Annotated in this window: 19 protein-coding genes; 10 read left to right on the top strand and 9 right to left on the bottom strand. The window is 73.0% G+C overall.

Annotated features, from left to right (window positions below):
- Positions 1-44: 44 nt before the first annotated feature.
- The 5 genes from ACQZ2A_RS15520 to ACQZ2A_RS15500 all read right to left on the bottom strand — a co-directional run bounded on the left by ACQZ2A_RS15520 (position 45) and on the right by ACQZ2A_RS15500 (position 6,721).
- Positions 45-1,019, bottom strand: coding sequence for an ABC transporter substrate-binding protein (locus ACQZ2A_RS15520; protein ID WP_430212889.1), 975 nt, complete (start codon positions 1,017-1,019; stop codon positions 45-47).
- Between the two features lie 77 nt (positions 1,020-1,096).
- Positions 1,097-3,220, bottom strand: a complete 2,124-nt coding sequence (locus ACQZ2A_RS15515; protein ID WP_430212886.1) for an ABC transporter permease — start codon at positions 3,218-3,220, stop codon at positions 1,097-1,099.
- On the bottom strand, positions 3,217-4,317 hold the full coding sequence (locus ACQZ2A_RS15510) for a quaternary amine ABC transporter ATP-binding protein (RefSeq protein ID WP_430212883.1): 1,101 nt from the start codon (positions 4,315-4,317) through the stop codon (positions 3,217-3,219). Before ACQZ2A_RS15510 ends, ACQZ2A_RS15515 begins: the two co-directional genes overlap by 4 nt.
- Before the next feature lie 131 nt (positions 4,318-4,448).
- Positions 4,449-5,231: an IclR family transcriptional regulator gene (locus tag ACQZ2A_RS15505; RefSeq protein WP_430212880.1), complete on the bottom strand. Its 783-nt coding sequence runs from the start codon at positions 5,229-5,231 to the stop codon at positions 4,449-4,451.
- Between the two features lie 50 nt (positions 5,232-5,281).
- Positions 5,282-6,721: a trimethylamine methyltransferase family protein gene (locus ACQZ2A_RS15500; RefSeq protein ID WP_430212878.1), complete on the bottom strand. Its 1,440-nt coding sequence runs from the start codon at positions 6,719-6,721 to the stop codon at positions 5,282-5,284.
- A 131-nt stretch (positions 6,722-6,852) separates the two neighbouring features.
- Here ACQZ2A_RS15500 and ACQZ2A_RS15495 point away from each other — a divergent pair, with 131 nt between their 5' ends.
- The 6 genes from ACQZ2A_RS15495 to ACQZ2A_RS15470 are packed head-to-tail and all read left to right on the top strand — an operon-like array spanning position 6,853 to position 12,938.
- On the top strand, positions 6,853-7,620 hold the full coding sequence (locus ACQZ2A_RS15495) for an IclR family transcriptional regulator (RefSeq protein WP_430212875.1): 768 nt from the start codon (positions 6,853-6,855) through the stop codon (positions 7,618-7,620).
- Positions 7,617-8,282, top strand: coding sequence for a corrinoid protein (locus ACQZ2A_RS15490; RefSeq protein ID WP_430212872.1), 666 nt, complete (start codon positions 7,617-7,619; stop codon positions 8,280-8,282). The genes ACQZ2A_RS15495 and ACQZ2A_RS15490 overlap by 4 nt, the downstream gene beginning before the upstream one ends.
- Positions 8,279-9,169, top strand: a complete 891-nt coding sequence (locus ACQZ2A_RS15485) for a dihydropteroate synthase (RefSeq protein ID WP_430212869.1) — start codon at positions 8,279-8,281, stop codon at positions 9,167-9,169. Before ACQZ2A_RS15490 ends, ACQZ2A_RS15485 begins: the two co-directional genes overlap by 4 nt.
- On the top strand, positions 9,166-11,136 hold the full coding sequence (locus tag ACQZ2A_RS15480; protein WP_430212867.1) for an ASKHA domain-containing protein: 1,971 nt from the start codon (positions 9,166-9,168) through the stop codon (positions 11,134-11,136). Before ACQZ2A_RS15485 ends, ACQZ2A_RS15480 begins: the two co-directional genes overlap by 4 nt.
- 19 nt (positions 11,137-11,155) lie before the next feature.
- The gene (locus ACQZ2A_RS15475) at positions 11,156-11,752 is read left to right on the top strand and encodes a DUF1638 domain-containing protein (RefSeq protein ID WP_430212865.1); all 597 of its coding nucleotides are present in this window, start codon (positions 11,156-11,158) and stop codon (positions 11,750-11,752) included.
- A gap of 10 nt (positions 11,753-11,762) precedes the next feature.
- Positions 11,763-12,938 (top strand): DUF2207 family protein, encoded by a 1,176-nt coding sequence (locus ACQZ2A_RS15470; RefSeq protein WP_430212863.1) that lies wholly within the window; start codon positions 11,763-11,765, stop codon positions 12,936-12,938.
- A gap of 9 nt (positions 12,939-12,947) precedes the next feature.
- Here ACQZ2A_RS15470 and ACQZ2A_RS15465 read toward each other — a convergent pair whose 3' ends face one another.
- Positions 12,948-13,832, bottom strand: coding sequence for a homocysteine S-methyltransferase family protein (locus tag ACQZ2A_RS15465; RefSeq protein WP_430212860.1), 885 nt, complete (start codon positions 13,830-13,832; stop codon positions 12,948-12,950).
- 73 nt (positions 13,833-13,905) lie between these two features.
- Complete coding sequence (locus ACQZ2A_RS15460) at positions 13,906-14,772, bottom strand: methylenetetrahydrofolate reductase (protein WP_430212857.1); 867 nt, start codon at positions 14,770-14,772, stop codon at positions 13,906-13,908.
- A gap of 118 nt (positions 14,773-14,890) precedes the next feature.
- Here ACQZ2A_RS15460 and ACQZ2A_RS15455 point away from each other — a divergent pair, with 118 nt between their 5' ends.
- Positions 14,891-15,325 carry a VOC family protein gene (locus tag ACQZ2A_RS15455; RefSeq protein ID WP_430212854.1) on the top strand — a complete coding sequence of 145 codons (435 nt, stop codon included), beginning with the start codon at positions 14,891-14,893 and terminating at the stop codon, positions 15,323-15,325.
- 28 nt (positions 15,326-15,353) lie between these two features.
- Here the strand turns inward: ACQZ2A_RS15455 and ACQZ2A_RS15450 are convergent, their stop codons facing one another.
- Positions 15,354-15,620 carry a hypothetical protein gene (locus ACQZ2A_RS15450; protein WP_430212851.1) on the bottom strand — a complete coding sequence of 89 codons (267 nt, stop codon included), beginning with the start codon at positions 15,618-15,620 and terminating at the stop codon, positions 15,354-15,356.
- A 75-nt stretch (positions 15,621-15,695) separates the two neighbouring features.
- Between ACQZ2A_RS15450 and ACQZ2A_RS15445 the strand changes: the two genes are divergently transcribed.
- From ACQZ2A_RS15445 to ACQZ2A_RS15435, 3 genes are all read left to right on the top strand, one after another.
- Positions 15,696-16,622 carry a LysR family transcriptional regulator gene (locus tag ACQZ2A_RS15445; RefSeq protein ID WP_430212848.1) on the top strand — a complete coding sequence of 309 codons (927 nt, stop codon included), beginning with the start codon at positions 15,696-15,698 and terminating at the stop codon, positions 16,620-16,622.
- A gap of 22 nt (positions 16,623-16,644) precedes the next feature.
- Positions 16,645-17,418, top strand: a complete 774-nt coding sequence (locus tag ACQZ2A_RS15440) for a ParA family protein (protein WP_430212845.1) — start codon at positions 16,645-16,647, stop codon at positions 17,416-17,418.
- Positions 17,419-17,511: 93 nt separating this feature from the next.
- Complete coding sequence (locus ACQZ2A_RS15435; RefSeq protein WP_430212842.1) at positions 17,512-18,564, top strand: NAD(P)-dependent alcohol dehydrogenase; 1,053 nt, start codon at positions 17,512-17,514, stop codon at positions 18,562-18,564.
- 75 nt (positions 18,565-18,639) lie between these two features.
- Here the strand turns inward: ACQZ2A_RS15435 and ACQZ2A_RS15430 are convergent, their stop codons facing one another.
- On the bottom strand, positions 18,640-20,247 hold the full coding sequence (locus ACQZ2A_RS15430; protein WP_430212839.1) for a DEAD/DEAH box helicase: 1,608 nt from the start codon (positions 20,245-20,247) through the stop codon (positions 18,640-18,642).
- Positions 20,248-20,431: the final 184 nt, after the last annotated feature.

Raw genomic sequence — 20,431 nt, 5'->3', positions numbered from 1 at the left:
CCGGGCGGCGGCGGGGCCCGGCCCTCGGGGGTCGGCGGTCGGGCTCAGCCGAGCCAGGCGGCGACCTTGTCCGGGTTCTCCTCGACCCACTTCTTGGCGGCGTCGTCCGGCGTCATGTTCTGGTTGGCGATCATCTCGCTGACGGCGTTCTGGTCGTCGTTGGTCCACTGGAACTTCTTGATGAGGTCCACTGCGGGAGAACCGGACTCGGCGAACTTCGTCGAGATCAGCTTGTTGAGGGCGTAGGGCGGGTAGTCGCAGGCCACCTTCTTGGCGTCGGCGTCGCAGCCCTCGGTGTACTTCGGGAGGTCCACCTTGACGAGCTTCATCTCGGAGAAGAACCACTGCGGGTCGTAGAAGTACGCGAGCAGCGGGGTCTTGTTCTTCTCGGCCTGGCGGAAGCTCGTGATGAGCGCCGCCTCGGACCCTCCGGTCACGACCTTGTAGTTCAGCTTGAGGTTCGCGACGAGCGCCTCGTCGTTCGTGACGTAGGACGGGTCGCCGTCGAGCAGCTGGCCCTTGCCGCCGGACTCGGAGGTCTTGAACAGGTCGGCGTACTTGTTGAGGTTCTCCCAGTTCGTGATGTCCGGGTACTTCTCGGCCATCCACGGCGGGACGTACCAGCCGATGATGCCCTGGTTGCCGGTGAGACCGGCGTCCTGGACCGTCTTCTGCTCGGTGATGTACTTCTTCGTGAGGTCGGCGTGACCCCAGTTCTCGACGATGGTGTCGATCGAGCCCGACGCCATGCCCTGCCAGCCGACCTCCTCCTTGACGTCGGGGTAGGTGACCTTGCAGCCGAGCTTGCTCTCGGCGACGTAGCCGATGACGTGCGCGTTGCTCACGTAGCCGGTCCACGGGTTGACGGCGATGCGCAGGTCGCCGCACTCCTTGCCACCCGCCGCCCCCGTGTTCGAGCTGCCGGACTGGTCGATGTTGCCGCCCCCGCACGCCGCGAGCGTGAGAGCGAGTGTGGTGAGGGCGGCGGCCAGCGGCAGCCGGCGGAATCCTCGGGGCATGGACTTCTCTCTCTCTGTCGGTCCGCGTCCTGACGCGGGTCGGGGTGGTGCGTGGTGACCGGGTCCGGGGCGGCCCGTCACCGTCCGTAGCGCGCGGCGGCGTACCGCGCGATGCGGTCGAGCATGATTCCCAGGGCGGTGATGGCGATGCCGGCCGCGAGGCCCTTGCCGAAGAGCTGGCCCTGTACGAAGCCCTGGACGATGAGGTAGCCGAGGCTGCCGCCGCCGACCATCCCGCCGATGACGACCATCGACAGGACGTAGAGCAGGCCCTGGTTGGTCGCGAGCACGAGCGACTCGCGGGCCATCGGCAGCTGGACCTTCGAGATCATCTGCCAGCGGGTGATGCCCGTGGAGCGGGCCGCCTCCACGGTGGGGGCCGCCACGCCGCGGACCCCGTCGGCCACGAGCTTGGTCGCGATCGGTACGGCGTACGCGACCGCGGCCATGATCGCCGTGAAGCGGCTGGCGGCGAAGAGGGCCAGCGCCGGGACGAGGTAGACGAAGGCCGGGATGGTCTGGAACCCGTCGAGGAAGGGACGGATCGCCGTGTCGGTGCGCCGGCCCCGCCCCATGGCCACGCCGAGCACCATCGCGATGAGCATGACGAGCAGCGTCGCCACGAGGGTCATCGTCAGGGTGACCATCGCGTCGTTCCAGAGGCCGGTGCCGAGGATGACGGCCTCGCACACGGCGGTGATCGCCGTGGGGCGCCAGCCGCCGAGGAGGAAGGCGACGGCGAGCAGCACGAGGGCCATGACCCACCAGGGCAGGTCGGACATCAGCGACTGGAGCGGGTTGAGGAGGACCAGGGTGATGAGGTCCTTGAAGCCGTTGGTCACGCCGGAGATGGCGTTGACGACGGCGTCGGTCAGGTCGTTGATGTGGCCACCGAGCGGCCCCGCGGTCAGCTCGCCGATCACCGGCACGCCGGACAGGTCGGGGAACTGCGAGAGCTGGAGGTAGCGGGTCGAGTAGAACGCCGCGAGGAGCGCGGGGACGAGCAGCGCACCGAGCACGAGGCGGCGACCACCCGGCGTCAGCCGCTTGCCGACCTCGCCGCGCCCGGTCTCCTCGGTGGCCCAGCGCGGCAGCTTCTCGAGGACGAGGGTGCGCCCGCCGAACACGCCGGGCGACCCGACCGCGGCGACCCGCTGGCCCGCGGGGGCCGAGCGCTCGCTGGCCGCGGTCGTCGTGCGGTCGAGCATGATCGCGATGAAGACGATCCCCAGGCCGGCGACCGAGGCCGCGCCGACGTTGAGGGTCTGGAGCGCCGAGACGACCGGCTTGCCGAGGCCCGGGCCGTTGACGAGGGCGGCGATGGTGGCCATCGAGAGCGCGGCCATCGTGCACTGGTTGATGCCGACGACGATGGTGCGCTTGGCCATCGGCAGCTGGACCTGCCGCAGCAGCTGGCCCTTCGTGACGCCGAGCGAGCGCCCGGCCTCGATCGTGTTCTCCGCCACCGAGTTCAGCCCGTGCTCGGTGATGCGCACGAGCGGCGGCAGCGCGTAGACGAGGGTGAGGACGGTGGCGCAGGCGGGGCCGATGCCGAAGAACAGCGAGATGGGCGTGAGGTAGGCGAAGGACGGCATCGTCTGCATGACGTCGAGCACCGGGGTGACCACCGCCGACGTGCGCCGGCTGCGGGACATCGCGATCCCGAGCGGCAGCCCGATGACCAGGCAGATGACGACGGCGACGAGCGTGACGATGAGCGTGTCGACGCCGTCGGTCCACAGCCCGCCGATGCCGAGGTAGAGCAGCACCGCGGTGACGAGGATCGTCGAGCGCAGCCCCGCCAGCGTGTACGTCACCCACGCGGCGAGGGCGAGGACGCCGAACCAGCCGAGGTAGTCGCCCGGCGTGACGGAGCTGAGGTGGGCCTGCAGGAAGCCGACGAAGTCGTCGAGGGCGGTGGCGATCGTCCCGAGCACGCCGTGGAAGAACCAGTTGTCCTGCCCGAGCAGCTGGACCTTGTCGCGGACCTCGTTGAACCACTCGTGGAGGCCGGTGGTGTCGGCGTTGGCGAGCGTCAGGGTCTGCTTGCCGCGCAACGTGGCCCACGCGAGCAGCCACAGCGCCAGGACGACGAGGAGCTTGCGGCCGGTGCGGCGCGAGGGCGCCGGTGCGAAGTGCGGCTGCTCCTCCTTGCTGACCTTCGGCGCCGGCGCCGGTGCCGGCTCGAGGGTGGTGGTCACGACGCGCCGGCCGGGGCGTCCGCGTGCTGCTCGACGACGACCACGCGCAGGATGTCCTCGTCGTCGACGACCCCGACGACGGTGCCGGAGGCGTCGACGACGCGCACCGGGCCGTCGGCCGCGAGCACGGCGCGGGCCGCCTCACGCACGATCGTCGAGTCGGGCAGCGCCGGGACGCCGGCGCCCTCGTCGGGGGACCCGGGCGGGCGCATGACCCACCGCAGGGTGAGGACGTGGGACTTGGGGACCTCGGCGGTGAAGTCGCGGACGTACTCGTCGGCGGGGGCGCCGATGATCTCGTCGGGCGGGCCGACCTGGACGATGGCGCCGTCGCGCATGATGAGGATCCGGTCGCCGAGCTTGAGCGCCTCGTCGAGGTCGTGGGTGATGAAGACCATCGTCTTGCCCACCTCGTGGTGCAGCCGGATGACCTCCTTCTGCATGTCTCGGCGGATCAGCGGGTCGAGGGCGCTGAACGGCTCGTCGAACATCAGGACGGCGGGGTCGCCGGCCAGCGCCCGGGCCAGGCCGACACGCTGCTGCATGCCGCCGGAGAGCTGGTCGGGGTAGTTCTGCTCGTACCCGGAGAGGCCGACGAGGTCGACCATCTCCTGCGCACGGTTCCGGCGGGGGGTCCGGTCCTCGCCGCGCACCTCGAGGCCGAAGGCGATGTTGTCGATGACCTTGCGGTGGGGGAGCAGGCCGAAGTGCTGGAAGACCATCGAGACCTTGCGCCGGCGGATCTCGCGCAGCTCCTCCTCGCCCATCGTCGTGAGGTCGTCGCCGCCGAGCAGCACCGTGCCGGCGGTCGGCTCGATGAGCCGGGTGACGAGGCGCACGAGGGTGGACTTGCCGGAGCCGGAGAGGCCCATGACGACGAACACCTCGCCGGGCGCGACGTCGAAGGAGACGTCGCGGACGCCGATGACGTGCCCGCTCTTGGCCTGCAGCTCCTGCCGGCTCAGCTCGAGGTCGGGGGTGCCGACCAGCTTCTCGGCGTTCGGCCCGAAGACCTTCCACAGCCCCCGCACCGACAGCGCGCTCGAGGAGTCGTCCGTCCGGGGCGTGCTCGCCCGGTCCACGGCCAGGTCGGTCACCGTCCACCTCCGCAGTCGTTGCGCGATGTGCAACACCATGTGTGCTGCGCAACAGAATGGACCCGAGCCCCGGTGCGGTCAAGGGTGCGGACGCCCGTTGGTCGCCGGGGCCCGTCGTGCTGAGGGGACTCTCAGCGTTCGGCGGGACCGTGGGCGAGGCGCCCGGAGATCTCGGCGGTCGCCGCCGCCACGAGGGGGGCCAGCTGGGCGAGCCGGGCCTCGCCGAAGCGGAAGGTGGGGCCGGAGACGCTGACCGAGGCCACGACGTCGCCGTGGGCGTCGCGCACCGGTGCCGCCAGGGCGGTGAGCCCGACGTCCAGCTCGTCGGTGGCCACCGCCCAGCCGCGGGCGCGCACCTCGGCGAGCTCGGCGTCGAGGGCGGCGCGGTCGGTGACGGTGGCGGGCGTGTATCGCACGAGCTCGCCGAGCAGGCGCCCGAGCTCGGGCTCGGCGAGCTCGCTGACGAGCACCTTGCCGTTGCTCGTGGCGTGCAGCGGGATGTGCTGGCCGACCCAGTTGTACGACGTCAGGGTGGAGCCGCCGGAGACCTGGTCGACGTAGAGCGCGGCACCGCCGGAGAGGACCGCGAGGTTGACCGTCTCGCCGGTCTCCGAGGCCAGCCGGCGCACGACCGGGCGGGCCTCCTGGACGAGGTCGAGCCGGGCGTTGGTGGCACCGGCGAGCTTGAGGACCCCGACCCCCAGGCGGTAGCGCCCACGCTCCTCGACCTGCTCGACGAGCCGGCGGCGCTCCAGGGCCGAGACGAGCCGGCTCGCGGTGGACTTGTGCACCCCGAGCTCGCGGGCCAGCTGGGTGATGCCCGCGGCGCCGTGCAGCGCCAGCAGCTCGAGGATGGTCACGGCGCGGTCGACCGACTGCACGGTGCTCGCCCCGTCGCGGGTGGTGGTGCGCATGGCGCAACGGTAGCGAATGGCGCAACCCCCGGTGCCGGGGGCGTCCGGGTTCAGTCGCCGAGCTCGCGGCGCCGGCGCACGACGTACTCCTCGAGCTCGGCCCGGACGGCCTCGTCGAGGGCCGGCTGCTCGTACTCCTCGAGGCGCGTGCGCCAGATCGCCGCGGCGCGGGTCGCGGTGTCCTGCGCCCCGTTCCGCATCCACCGCTCGTAGTTCTCCGACGAGTTGAGGAACGGCCGGTAGAAGCAGGTCCGGAAGCGCTCCATGGTGTGCATCGAGCCGAGGAAGTGGCCGCCGTGCCCGACCTCCTGGTGCGCGTCGAACCCGAGCGACCCCTCGTCGATCTCCAGGGGCGTGAACTCGTGCTGGAGCATCTCGACGATCTGGCAGTCGATGACGAACTTCTCGAAGCCTGCGACGAGCCCGCCCTCGAGCCAGCCGGCGCTGTGCATCACCCAGTTGGTGCCGGCGAGGAAGGTCGGCAGCAGGGTCATCAGCGCCTCGTAGCCGGCCTGGGCGTCCGGCACCTGCGAGGACGTGAGCCCGCCGCCGGTGCGGAACGGCAGCCCGAAGTGGCGGGCGATCTGGCCGGTGCACAGCAGGCCGATGCCGGACTCCGGCGTGCCGAACGTCGGTGAGCCGGACTGCATGTCGATGTTCGACAGGAAGGACCCGAAGATCACCGGGCAGCCGGGGCGGATGAGCTGGGCCAGCGTGATGCCCGACAGCGCCTCGGCGATCTGCTGGACGAGCGCGGCCGGGATGGTGACCGGCGACATCGCGCCCATGAGGATGAACGGGGTGAGCACGACCGGCTGCGCGGCGGCGGCGTACTCGAAGAGCGCGTCGAGCATCCGGTCGTCCCAGCGCAGCGGGCTGTTGCAGTTGACGAGGCTGATCGACGTCGGCGTCCTCTCGATCGCCTCGCGGCCGCCGAAGAGGATCTCGGACATCGCGATGACGTCGCGGGCGTTCTCGCCGGAGACGACGTTGCCCATGAACACCTTGTCGGTGATCGTCATGAGGGCGTAGGTCATGTCGAGGTGGCGCGAGTCGAGCGGGGTGTCGTTGGGCTCGCAGACCACGCCACCGGCGGAGTCGAGGACCGAGAACGACTGTGCGAGACGGGCGAAGTTGCGGTAGTCCTCCATCGTGCCGTCGCGCCGGGTCTCGCCCTCGCGCACGAACGGTGGGCCGTACACCGCGCCGAAGGCCATCGAGTCGCCACCGATGTGGATGCTGCGCTCGGCGTTGCGGGCCTGGACGTCGAACTCGCGCGGGGCCTTGGCCACCTGCTCGAGCATGAACTCGGGGTCGAGGAAGACGGTGTTCTCCTCGACCCGCTGGCCGGCCTGCCGGAACAGCTCGAGGGCGCGCTCGCTCATGAACTCGACGCCGATCTCGGTGACCAGGCGGCGCCAGCCGGCGTCGAGCTGGGACATCGCGTCGGCCGAGAGGATCTCGTAGCGCGGCATCCGGTTCGTGAACATGCGCGGCCTCCGGGGGCTGGACAGCGTTGACGGTGAGCGGGGTCACATCCTAGCCTCATCATGTGGACCGGCAAGGCCCACATCATGAGCACCCCGACCCGCGCCCCCGACCGCCCCAGGAGACCCCGGCCGTGAGCCCCGCCAGCGCCAGCACCGGCACCCAGTCGATCGACCGGGCCGCCGACCTCGTGGCGCGCGTCGTCCGCTCCGACGGGCCGGTCGCCACCCCGGCGCTCGCCGAGTCCACGGGCCTCGCCCGCTCCACGGCGCAGCGGCTGCTCGGTGCCCTCGAGCGGGCCGAGCTGCTCGCGCGCGACGAGGCCGGGGCGTGGTCCCCCGGACCGCTGTTCGACCTCTACGCCAGCCGCCGCGCCGACGACGAGGTGCTCGTCGCCGCCGCCGGCCCGGCGATGCGCACGCTCGGGGAGGAGACCGGCGAGACGGTCAACCTCGGGGTGCCGCGGCGCGGCACGGTCGTCCAGGTGGCCCAGGTCGACGCCGCGTACTTCCTCGGCTCGCGCGACTGGGTGGGTACCGACGTCCCGGCGCACTGCTCGGCCCTCGGGAAGGTCCTCTACGCGTACGGCGCGCTGCCCGTCCCCACCGGGGCCCTCGACGCCCCCGCCCCGGCCTCCGTCACGTCCGGCGACCGCTTGGCCGAGCAGCTCCCGGGCATCCGGCGGGCGGGCTGGGCGGCCACCGTCGACGAGCTCGAGCCGGGGCTCACCGGCATCGCCGCGCCGGTGCGCGTCCGCGGAGCCGTCGTCGCCGCGCTCGGCATCTCCGGACCGACCTCCCGTCTCTCCGACCAGATCCCGTCGACCGGCGCGCTCGTCGCCACCCAGGCCGCGGCGCTCTCCGCTCGCCTCGAGAACCACCCACAGGAAGGTGCGGCATGACCCCCGACGACATCCTCAAGGGCCTGTACGACGAGACGCTCGTCGGCAACGGCCCGGCGGTCCTCGACCTCACCCACCAGGCCCTGTCGATGGACATGCCGCCGGGCGACCTGCTCTTCGACGCGCTGATCCCGGCGCTCGAGGAGGTCGGGGCGCGCTTCGAGCGCGGTGACTTCTTCGTCCCCGAGATGCTCATCGCCGGCCGCGCGATGGCCGGCTCGATGGAGGTGCTGCGCCCGCTGCTCGCCGACACCGGCGTGCAGACCATCGGGAAGTTCCTCATGGGCACCGTCAAGGGCGACGTGCACGACATCGGGAAGAACCTCGTCAACATCATGCTCGAGGGCGCCGGCTTCGAGGTGATCGACCTCGGCGTCCAGGTGGCCCCCGAGAAGTTCGTCGCCGCCATCGACGAGCACCAGCCCGACATCGTCGGCTTCTCGGCCTTCCTCACGACGACCATGCCGATGTTCAAGGCCAACATCAACGCCCTCGAGAAGGCCGGCATGCGCGACTCCGTCATCGTCATGGTCGGCGGCGCGCCGGTCACCCAGGAGTACGCCGACGCGGTGGGGGCCGACGGCTACGCGGCCGACGCCTCGGCCACGGTCAAGCGGGCCAAGGCCCTGCTCCAGGAGCGCCGCGCGACGGTCCTCGCATGAGCGCCCCCCTGCGGCACACCGTCCTCCGGTCGGCGACCAAGGAGGTCGTCATCGGGGCCGACAAGCCCTTCTGCGTCATCGGCGAGCGGATCAACCCCACCGGGCGCCCGGTCCTCCAGGCCGCGCTGCGCGAGGGCGACCTGTCGATCATCGCCAAGGACGTCGCGGCCCAGGTGGCCGGCGGCGCCGACGTCCTCGACATCAACATGGGCGTGCCCCTCACCGACGAGGCCGAGCTGCTCGTCAAGGCCATCCAGATGGTGCAGGGCCTGACCGACCTGCCGATCTGCATCGACTCCTCGGTCGTCGAGGCGCTCGAGGCCGGCCTGTCGGTGTACCAGGGTCGGGCACTGGTGAACTCGATCACCGCCGAGGACGACCGGATGGCCGCCATCCTCCCGCTGGTCAAGAAGTACGACGCCGCGATCGTCGCGTTGCCGAACGACGAGGACGAGATCCCGATGGAGGCCGAGAAGCGCCTGGCCCTCACCGAGAAGATCGTCCGGGTGGCCACCGAGGAGTACGGCATCGCGATCGAGGACATCGTCATCGACCCCCTCGCGATGCCCATCGGCGCCGACTCCACCGTCGGTCGCACGACCCTCGAGGTCATCCGCGGCATCCGTGAGCGCTGGGGCCTGAACACCACGTGCGGCGCGTCGAACGTCAGCTTCGGGATGCCCGGGCGGCACGCGCTCAACGCCGCGTGGCTGCCGCTCGCGATGTCGGCCGGGATGACGAGCGCGATCATGGACGCCCGCACCCCGCAGATCGTCGACGCCGTGCGCGCCGCCGACCTCCTGCTCGGCAACGACGAGTGGGGCATGTCGTGGATCGCGGCCCACCGGGCCCGCCAGGCGGCGGAGGCCGCGGCCGGGACCGCGTGAGCGGGGACCGGGGGCCGGGCCAGCCGTTCGAGGACGTCGTCGAGGGGCTGCGCCGCGAGGGCCTGCTCGAGCCGCCGCCGTCGGTCGGCGAGGGCGAGGAGGTGCCGGAGGGCACCGGCCGGGTCACGTTGTCCTTCAGCCCGGCCGAGCGCACCGTCCGGGTGCCGCCGGGCGTCTCGGTGTTCGACGCCGCTTCGTGGAACGGCATCGCCGTCGACTCGACCTGCGGCGGGCACGGCACCTGCCGCAAGTGCCTCGTGCGGCTGACGCGAGGGACGTCGCCGGTCACCCGGCACGACCGGCGCACCTTCACCGACGAGCAGCTCTCCGGTGGCTGGCGGCTGGCCTGCCTCGTCAAGGCGGTGCACGACCTGTCGGTCGAGGTGCCGCCGCTGGTCACGAGGCCCAAGGCCTCGACGGTGGGTGTCGGGCGGCAGGTGATCCTCCGGCCGGCCGTGCAGAAGCGGTACGTCGAGCTGACCGAGCCGACCCTCGCCGACCAGCGCACCGACCTCGCCCGGCTCCGTGAGGCCGTCGACGACCTCACCCTCGAGCCCGACCTCCACGCCCTGCGCCGGCTCCCGAAGGTGTTGCGGGAGAGCGACTTCAAGGTGACGGCGGTCGTGGTGGACGAGGTGCTCGTCGACGTCGAGCCGGGCGACACCACCGGGCGCCGTCACGCCATCGCCTACGACCTCGGGACCACGACCGTCGTGGCCACGCTGCTCGACCTCGAGACCGGCACGCCCGTCGCGGTGGCGAGCATCCTCAACAAGCAGCAGCCCTTCGGCGGAGACGTCATCACCCGCATCAGCGCGACGATGATGGACCCCGACGCGCTGCAGCGGCTGACCACGCTGGCCCGCGAGACCCTGGCCGAGCTCGCCGGTGAGGTGTGCGAGGAGGGCGGGGTCGACCCGGCCGAGGTGTACGAGGTGGCCCTCGCGGGCAACGCCACGATGACCGCGCTGCTGCTCGGCGTCGACCCCGAGCCGCTCGGGGTCGCGCCGTTCATCCAGGTGACCGCCGACTGGCCGGTGCTGCGCGCGAGCGACCTCGGGCTGACCCTGCACCCGGGGGCGCGCGCCGTCGTCTTCCCGGCGCTCGGTGCCTACGTCGGCGGCGACATCGTGGCCGGGATGCTGGCCAGCGGCCTGGACCGCGACAAGCGGGTGCGGCTGTTCGTCGACGTCGGGACCAACTGCGAGATCGCCCTGACCGACGGCGAGCGGATCGTCACGACGGCGGCGCCGGCCGGGCCGGCCTTCGAGGGCGGCGCGATCCGCTGCGGGATGCGTGCCGCCGACGGCGCCATCGAGGTGATCCGCCTCGACCCGCGCACCGAGGATCCCTCCGCCGCAGTGACGTTGGGCGTCATCGGTGACGTCGAGGCGCGGGGGTTGTGCGGCTCGGGGCTGGTCGACGCCGTCGCCGAGCTCGCCCGGGTGGGTCTGCTCGACGCCTCCGGCCGGTTCGTGCCCGAGGAGGTCGCGGCCGAGGTCGCCCCGGCCCTCGCCGACCGGCTCACGACCGTGCGGGACGGCGAGCGGGTGTTCGTCCTGCACCGGCCGACCCCCGATGCCCCCGCGGTCGAGTCGGTGTACCTGTCCCAGCGGGACGTCCGCGAGCTCCAGTTCGCCAAGGCGGCGATCTCCACCGGCTGGACCCTGCTGCTGGAGGAGCTCGGGCTCGAGGCCTCCGAGGTGCAGCAGGTGCTGCTGGCCGGGTCGTTCGGCTCCTACCTCTCGCCGGCGTCGGCGGTCCGCATCGGGCTGGTGCCGAAGCTCTCGGTGCTGCGCATCGTCTCCGCGGGCAACGTCGCGGGGGAGGGCGCGAAGATGGTGCTGCTGTCGGCGCGCGAGCGGGCCGGCGCCGACGCGCTGCTCGAGGAGGTGGCCTATGTCGAGCTCTCGGACCGTCCCGACTTCAACGACCGCTTCGTCGACCAGCTCGCCTTCCCCGTCTGAGCGCGGGGCGCCGGGCCGGGTGGCCCTCGTCGCGTGCGGGGCGATCGCCCAGCCCGCCGCCGAGGCGGTCGACCGCAACGGGTGGCCGGTCGACGTGCACCCGCTGAACCCGTTGCTGCACAACCGCCCCGAACGCATCGCCGGTGCCGTCGAGGACCTCGTCCTGCGGCTGCGGGACGATTACGACCGCGTCGCCGTCGGGTACGCCGACTGCGGCACCTACGGTGCGCTCGACGAGGTCTGCGAGCGGCTCGGGGTCGAGCGGCTGCCCGGCCTGCACTGCTACGACCTCTTCGCCGGCCCGCGGCCCGTCGAGCGACTCACCGACGACGAGCCGGGCACGTACCTGCTCACCGACTTCCTCGTGAGGTCGTTCTCCCGCACCGTGGTCCACGAGCTGGGGCTCGACCGCCACCCCGAGCTGCGCGACGACTACTTCCGCCACTACACCCGCGTCGTCTGGCTGGTGCAGACGACCGACGAGGACGAGCGGGCCGAGCTGCGTGCCCTGGCCCAGGAGGCGGCGGACCGCATCGGCCTGCCCCTCCAGGTGCGGACCACCGGGACCGGCGGCCTCGAGCGCGCCCTCGCTGCGGTGGTGGCGCCGCGACCCTAGGGTGTCCTCCGTGCCGTTCGGAGTCACCCTCGTCGAGCTGGCCGGAGGGCTCGTTCCCCTCGTGGCCGCCGTCCTCACCCTGCTCGTGTTCCGGTGGCGCCGGCGGGACGAGGTCTTCACCGGCGTCACCCCCGGCGAGGTGCCCGGGCTCGGGTCCGGCACCGGCACCGCCCGCGTGCGTCGGGGCGTCGAGTGGGCGGGCAGCGTGGCGCCCCGGTTCCACCCGCCGGACGGCTCGACGCCCGCGCTGTCCGGCACCGTCGTCGACGGCGTGGTCCACGGCCGCGACCTGACGGCCACGCTGGTCGACCTCGCCCTGCGGGGCGCGGTGCGGCTCGAGCGCGAGGGCGAGGACTGGCGGGTCACGCGCGAGCCCGGCCCCGAGCCGCTCGCCGAGCACGAGCGGGTGCTGCTCGACGCCCTGCTCGGCGGCTCCACGTCCGTGCGCCTGGGCGAGCTGCGCCGGGCCGAGGTGGCCCACCGCTGGCGGGAGGCGGAGATCGCGGTCTACCGGGCCGTCGTCGACCGACGTTGGTACACCCGCCACCCGCGCTCGCGCAACGGCCGGGTGGCGGCCCTCGGCCTGCTCCTCGTCGTCGGGGCGGCAGTGGCCGGCGTCGCCTCCGGCATCGCGGACGACCACGTGCGCTGGGTGCCGCTCGGCGTCGGGCTGGGGCTCGGGGGAGCGCTCCTCCTGCGGCTCGGACGAGGACGCACGCCCCGGACCGCCGAGGGTTCGGCAGCCCGCATCCAGGCCCTCGGCTACGAGAAGTACCTCGCGACCGCGGAGGCGGGCCGGCTCCGGTACGAGGAGCTGGCCGGCGAGGTCCGCGCGATGCTGCCGTACGCCGTGGCCTTCGGGCTCGCCGGGCACGTCGCCGGGGTGCTCGCCGAGGCGCTGCGGGCCGCCCGGATCGCCGAGGGGGCCGAGGCCGCCCTGGAGCTGGCCGTCGACGCGGCCCTCGACCCCGGCGTGTTCGACCTCGTCACCGGGCTGGTCGACCTCACCGGGGGCCTGGACGTGGGGGACCTCGCCGACCTGGTGCCCGACGACGCGTTCTCGGCGCTGCTGGAGGGCTTCGAGGGACTGGGGTCGGCCCTCGGCGACCTGGCGGAGGGGGTCGGCGACCTGGTCCCGGGTGACGGGTGCCTCGACGGCTGCGACGTCGGCTGCCTCGACTTCTGAGCCGGTCGGCTACCCGGTGGCGAGGGCGGCGGCCATCGCGCGGGTGTGCTCGGGCGAGGAGCCGCAGCACGCGCCGATGACGTCGACCCCGAGCCCACGCAGCTCGAGGGCGTGCTCGGCCATCGCCTCCGGACCCACGGTGTAGACGAACCGGTCTCCGTCCAGCTCGGGCAGGCCCGCGTTGGACTGGGCGACGAGGAGGAGGCCGTCGGGCCGGGCCGCGGCGAGCTGCTCGGCGATGGTGCGCATCTCGTCGGGTCCGCGCCCGCAGTTCGCGCCCACGGCGTCGACACCGTCCTCGGCCAGGGTGCGCAGCGCGCCCACCGGGTCGACGCCCATCATCGTGCGCAGGTTCGTGTCGAAGGAGAGCGTGACGACCAGCGGCAGCTCCGGGGCGACCTCGCGGGCGGCGGCCACGGCCGCGCGGGCCTCGGCGAGGTCGCTCATCGTCTCGACGAGGAGGAGGTCGGCTCCGCCGTCGCGGAGCCCACGCACCTGGTCGGCGAACAGCGCGGTGGCGGCCTCGGGCGTGAGGGTGCCGAGCGGCTCGAGCAGCTCGCCCGTGGGGCCGATGTCGCCGGCCACGAGCGCCCCGTGCCGGTCGGCCACGGTGCGGGTGACGGCGGCGCCGGCGTGGTTGACCTCCGTGGCCCGCCCGGACAGCCCGTGCTGTGCGAGCCGCGGCTCGGTGGCGCCGAAGGTGTTGGTGGTGACGAGCACCGCTCCGGCGGAGGCGTACTCGTCGTGGAGCGCCGCGACGGCCTCCGGGTTCTCGAGGTTCCACGACTCGGCGCACTCGCCCATCGGCAGGCCGCGCTCCTGGAGCAGCCAGCCGTAGCCGCCGTCGAAGACGGCCGGGCGCCCGGCGAGGAGGGTGGTGAGGCGGTTGGTCACGGGTCCACGGTACGAGCCGGTGGGCGGGTCGGGATGGTCGTCCCGCCCGGCGGACGCGGCGGTGTCGAGGGCCTCAGCCCGGTGGGCGGACGCGGGCCGTGGCGGCCTCCTCGAGCATCCGCTGCCGCCACGTCTCGACGACCTCGACCTGGTTGAACGTGAAGACGTGCAGCCCCTCGATGGACAGGGCCGGGTTGGCCGAGAGGGCCGCGACCCGGCTGACGAACCGGTCCGTGGAGAACCCCGGCGCGGCGATGCGCGCGAAGACGGACTTCTGCTTGCGCAGGAAGCGCAACGACTCTCCCACACCGATCTTCGTCGCCATCCCGAGCAGCTTGGTGCGCTCCACGGGTCCCGGCACGCCGACGAGCAGGGGGAGGGTCACCCCGCGCCGCCGGATGCGCTCGCACCACGTGCCGAGGTGCTCGGCGTCGAAGGTCATGTTGGAGACGACGTGGGTGGCGTACCGGCGCTTGTCCCACATCGACTGCACGGTGACGTCGTCGTCGATCGTGGGATGGGACTCGGGGTAGCCGGTGATGCCGACGTGGGTGAAGGGGTGCGCAATGCCCTCGAGGTCCTGCAGCAGGTCCAGGGCGGAGGTGTAGTCGCCGGCGGGCGGGTCGGCGTCGCCCCCGGGCACGAACACCGCGGTGATGCCGGCCTCGGCCAGGCGGGCCACGACGTCGACGAGCTCGGCGCGGCCGGTGACCATCCGGGCCGCGAGGTGCGGGACGACGTGGTGGCCCGCGGCCGCCAGCGTCGTCGCGAGGTCGAGGGTGGCGTCCAGGCCCTTGCCCGGGGCCGCGGTGACCGTGACCGTCACCGAGGGCGGGACGTGGCGCTGCACCGCCTCGGCGATGGAGGCCGTGGGCATCACCTCGTAGCGCGCGCCCTCGAGGAGGCGGGCGGTCGCGACGGTCGGCAACTCGTTGCTCATGGGGCAACCTGTCTCGTCATACGCACCGAACGCGCCCAGCGTAGGGGTCGCGGCGACGGCGCGCCAGAGCCCGTCCACGCCGCGCCTGCGCCTCTCGCACGCGTGGCAGGCTGCCGGGATGCAGCAGCGCATCTCGTTCGTCACCCTGGCGGTCGCCGACCTCGGGCGCTCGCGCGGCTTCTACGTCGACGGGCTCGGCTGGAGGCCGGAGCTCGAGGTGGCCGGCGAGGTCGTGATGTTCGCCGCCGGCGAGACCCTCGTGCTCTCGCTCTGGGACCGCGCCGCCTTCGAGACCGAGGTCGGCGGACGCACGGTCGAGGGGCCGGGCCTGCTGCCGTTCACGCTGTCCCACAACGTCGAGACCCCCGCGCTCGTCGACGAGGTGCTGGACCTCGCGCGGGCTGCGGGGGCGGGGGTGGGGGAGGCGGCCGACCGTGAGTGGGGCGGCCGGTCGGGGTACTTCGCGGACCCGGACGGCATCCGGTGGGAGGTCGCCTGGAACCCGGGCCCGATCGGGCGACGGGTGGTCCCGGGGACCCTGCCGCGGGGCTGAGGCCCCGCGGCACGGTGGCCGGGTCGGCTCAGAGGCCGGCGGCGCGGCGCACGGGGCTGTGCAGGCCGTAGTACTCCTGCAGGTTCTCGTGGAGGATCGCGCGGATGACCGGCGCCTCCTCCGCGCCCTCGCCGCTCGCCTCCTGGGCGTCGACCGCGACGAGGAGGTCCTCGATCTCGGCCGGGGTGCGGTAGTGCGAGAGGTCCGCGCGCAGGGTGCGGATCGCGGCGCGGCGCTCGCGGCGCTCGCGGAGCTCGTCCTTGACGGTGGTCCAGAGTGCGGTGGTGTTCGTCATGCATCCAGTCTCCGGCGGGCGCACTCATGCGTCCAATGAAAACGACACATACAACGTATGCAGTATCGTCATGGGATGGACACGGACGCGCTGCGCTGGTTCCAGCTCGTCGCCGACGGCTACACCGTCACCGAGGTGAGCGACGTCTTCGGCGTCAGCCAGCCGGGCGTCTCGCGGGCGCTGGGCCGGCTGGAGGCCGAGGTGGGGACGCCCCTGCTGCACCGCCAGGGGCGGGTGCTGCGGATGACGCACGCCGGCTCGGCCTTCAAGCGCCACGTCGACGCCCTCGTCAACAGCCTCGACGACGGCCTCGCGGCGGTCGGGGAGATCGTCGACCCCGAGAGTGGCGTCGTGACCCTCGCCTACCCCCTGAGCCTCGGCAGCTGGCTCGTGCCGGGTCTGGTCGGCGCCTTCCGCGCGCGGTACCCCCGCGTCCGTGTGGTCATCGAGCGCACCGCGGTCGGCGAGGACGGCCGCGTCTCGACCCAACTGGCCGCCCGGCGGGCCGACCTCGAGCTGACGGCAGCCCGCGTCGCCGGGCAGGGGGTCGTGTGGCAGCACGTGCTCGACGAGCCGTTCGTCCTCGCGGTCGCCACCGACCACCCGCTCGCCGGGCGGGCGTCGGTCGGGCTGGCCGAGGTCGCCCGCGAACCGTTCGTCCTGCGCGCCCCGCCGTCGGGGATGCGCCAGCAGACCCTCGACCTCTGCCGCGCCGCGGGGTTCATCCCGGCCGTGGCGATGGAGGCCGAGGACCTGCCGACCATCCGCGGCTTCGTCGCCGCCGGTCTCGGCGTCTCTGTCGTGCCCGCGCAGGGGCTCTCGGTCCCGGCGACCTTCGCGCGCACCCGGCTCCTGCCGCTGACCGACAAGGGGGCGCAGCGCGAGGTGGGGCTCGCCTGGGTCGAGGGTCGCCCGCTCCTGCCCTCGGCCGAGGCGTTCCGCCGCTTCGTCCTCGCGGCGGGGCGGGGCGGGCCGGATGAGAGAATCGCCGCGACCCCCTGACCCCGCCGACGGAAGGCGCTCGATGGCGCGCTCGCGCAAGGCCCCGATCATCGCCCTGGCCAACCAGAAGGGCGGCGTCGCCAAGACCACCTCCGTCGCCTCCCTCGGCGCGGCCTTCGCCGAGGCCGGCAAGCGCGTCCTGCTCGTCGACCTCGACCCGCAGGCCTGCCTGACCTTCAGCCTCGGCATCGACCCCGACACGGTCGAGGCCTCGGTCCACGACGTCCTCGTCGGCGGCGCGGACCTCGCCGACGTCGTCCACGAGTGCGAGGACGGCGTGCACCTCGTCCCCAGCTCCATCGAGCTGGCCGGCGCGGAGGCGATCCTGCTCGGCCGGCCCGCCCGCGAGTACGTCCTCCAGTCCGCGCTCGACCCGGTGCGCCGCGACTACGACGTGATCCTCCTCGACTGCTCGCCCAGCCTCGGGGTCCTGACCCTCAACGCGCTGACCGCCGCCCAGGGGCTCATCGTCCCCATGCCCTGCGAGATGCTCAGCCACCGCGGCGTCGGCCAGCTCCTCGACACCGTCGCGGACGTCAAGAAGATCCTCAACAAGAAGCTGCGCGTCATCGGCATCCTCCCGACGCTCTACGACGGGCGCAGCACGCACGCGCGCGAGGTCCTGGAGGACGTGGGCTCGCGCTACGACCTGCCGGTGCTCTCGCCGCCCATCCCGAAGACTGTGCGCTTCGCCGAGGCGCCGGCGGTCGGGCGCTCGATCCTCGCGACGGCCCGCACCTCCAAGGGTGCGAAGGCGTACCGCGAGGTGGCCGCCGGGCTCCTCGAGCGGCTCTGAGCCGCATTCCCGGGACGGCGGTGACCCTCGCCACCGTCAAATGTTTGTCGAGAGTTTGACCGCACCCCGGGGTGCGGTTCTAGCGTGGGGTCCATGACCACCACCACCCCCGCCCTCATCGCCGACTCCGCGTCCTCCGGCTTCCGCCAGGGCACGATCGAGCGGCGCGACCTGCGCCCCGACGACATCCGCATCGCCATCGCCTTCGCCGGCATCTGCCACTCCGACATCCACACGGTGCGCGAGGAGTGGGGGCCCGCGCACTTCCCGCTCACCGTCGGCCACGAGATCGCCGGCACCGTCGTCGAGGTCGGGTCCGAGGTGACCCGCCACAGCGTCGGGGACCGCGTCGGCGTCGGCTGCCTCGTCGACTCGTGCGGCGAGTGCGAGCAGTGCAAGGACGGCATGGAGCAGTTCTGCAGCAAGCCGGCCGTCGGCACCTACAACGCCGAGGGCTACGACGGCGAGTGGACGATGGGCGGCTACTCCCAGGAGGTCGTCGTCTCCGAGCGCTTCGTCCTGCGGATCCCCGACGGCATGGAGCTCGACGTCGCCGCGCCCCTGCTCTGCGCGGGCATCACCACCTACTCGCCGCTGCACCGCTGGGGTGCCGGCACCGGCAAGCACGTCGCGATCGTCGGGGTGGGCGGCCTCGGCCACATGGGCGTGAAGATCGCCGCCGCGATGGGCGCCACCGTGACGACCATCTCGCGCAGCCACGCCAAGGCCGACGACGCGAAGTCGCTCGGCTCGAGCGCGCACATCGCCTCCACGGACTCCGGCGAGATGGAGGCCGCCAAGGGCACCTTCGACATCGTCCTCAACACGGTCAGCGCCGACATCCCGATCGCCGACTACGTCGCGTTGCTCAAGCCGGCCGGTGTCGTGGTCAACGTCGGCCTGCCGCCGGCCCCGTACGAGATCCCGCCGGGCGCGCTGATCGGCGGCAACCGGGCCGTCGCCGGCTCGCAGATCGGCGGTATCGCCGAGACCCAGGAGATGCTCGACTTCTGCGCCGAGCACGGCATCGCGGCGACCATCGAGGTCGTCGACGCCGCCGACGTGAACGAGGTGTGGGACCGCGTCGTCGACGGTGACGTCCGCTACCGCGCGGTCATCGACACGAGCACCCTGACCGGCGGCTGACCCGCCGCACGCACGACGAGGGGCCGCATCCCGGGTGGGATGCGGCCCCTCGTCGTTCACGGGTGGGGGAGGGCGTCAGCCCTGCGCGCCCTCGCCGGCCGGCTTGCCGCCGCGGGTGCGGCGCCGGTTGCGGTTGCGCCGCGGGCGGTCCTGGCCCTCGCCCGCCGGCGCCTCGGACCGGCTCTCGGAGCGCTCGCCCCGGCCGCCGTCACGACCACCACGGCCGCCGTCACGACCACCCCGGCCGGCGTCGCGCCCGCCGTCACGACCACCCCGGCCGGCGTCGCGCCCGCCGTCGCGACCGCCGCGGCCACCACGGCCCGGGCCGCGGCCGCCGGACTTGCCGGTCTCGCCGAGGTCCTCGAGCACCTCGGCGTCCAGGCCCTCGCGGGTGCGCTGCGCACGCGGCAGGCGGCCCTTGGAGCCCTCGGGGATCGAGAGGTCGGAGAAGAGGTGCGGCGAGGAGGAGTAGGTCTCCACCGGCTCCGGCATCCCCAGGTCGAGGACGCGGTTGATCATGCCCCAGCGGTGCAGGTCGTCCCAGTCGACGAAGGTGACCGCGGTGCCGGTGTTGCCGGCGCGGGCGGTGCGCCCGATGCGGTGCAGGTAGGTCTTCTCGTCCTCGGGGCACTGGTAGTTGATGACGTGCGTGACGTTCTCGACGTCGATGCCGCGGGCCGCGACGTCGGTGGCGACGAGGATGTCGACCTTGCCGTTGCGGAAGGCGCGCAGGGCCTGCTCGCGGGCGCCCTGGCCGAGGTCACCGTGGATGGCGGCGGCCGCGAAGCCGCGCTCGACGAGGTCGTCGGCCACCTTGGCGGCGGTGCGCTTGGTGCGGCTGAAGATGATGGTCAGGCCGCGGCCCTTCGCCTGGAGCATCCGGGCGAGCATCTCGACCTTGTCCATCGCGTGGGCGCGGTACACGTGCTGCTCGACGGCCTTGACGGTGTGGGCGTTCTCCTGGTCGTCGCCCATCGCGCGGATGTGCGTCGGCTGGTTCATGTAGCGGCGGGCCAGCGTGACGACGGCGCCGGGCATCGTCGCCGAGAAGAGCATCGTCTGGCGACCGGCGGGGGTCATCCCGAGGATCTTCTCGACGTCGGGGAGGAAGCCGAGGTCGAGCATCTCGTCGGCCTCGTCGAGGACCACGATGCGGGCGTTGCCGAGGTCGAGGTGGCCCTGCTGGGCGAGGTCGATGAGGCGGCCCGGGGTGCCGACGACGACCTCGACGCCCTTGCGCAGGGCCTCGATCTGCGGCTCGTACGCGCGGCCGCCGTAGACGGTGAGGACGCGGATGCCGCGCTTGGCGCCCGCCCGCTCGAGGTCACCGGCCACCTGGACGGCGAGCTCGCGGGTCGGGGCGACGGCCAGGGCCTGCGGCTTGCCGGCGGCGTGCATCGTCGCGAAGGCGTCGTCGCCGGGGGCCACGACGCGGTTGAGGATCGGGATGCCGAAGCCGAGGGTCTTGCCGGTACCGGTCTTGGCCTGGCCGATGATGTCGTGGCCGCCGAGGGCGACCGGCAGGGTCATCGCCTGGATCGGGAACGGGCTGGTGATCCCGTGGCCGGCGAGCGCGGCGACGATGTCGGCGTGGATGGGGAAGTCGGCGAAGGTCGGCTCGGGGGCGGCCGGGGCGGCTTCGTCGGTGTCGGGGGTGGTCGGGGCGTCGGCGACGTCGGTCATGGACTCTCTTCCGGATCGGCAGGCGCGCGGGACGCGCGCGAGCGCAGGAGCTGCGGGCCGATCGGGGGTCTTCGAGGGCGGGCGCGGCGTCTGCGACACCTGGCGTCCACCCGGCAAGGTCACTCGTTCTGCGTGCCGACCGGGCACCGTTGACGGAGGTCATCCTACCGTTAGGCTCCGGTTC

The sequence above is a fragment of the Phycicoccus avicenniae genome (assembly GCF_050496545.1).
GTDB classification, from domain to species: Bacteria; Actinomycetota; Actinomycetes; order Actinomycetales; family Dermatophilaceae; genus Phycicoccus; species Phycicoccus avicenniae_A.
The sequence above is the reverse complement of the archived record's forward strand: the minus strand, read 5'-3'. Positions and strand labels throughout refer to the sequence as shown.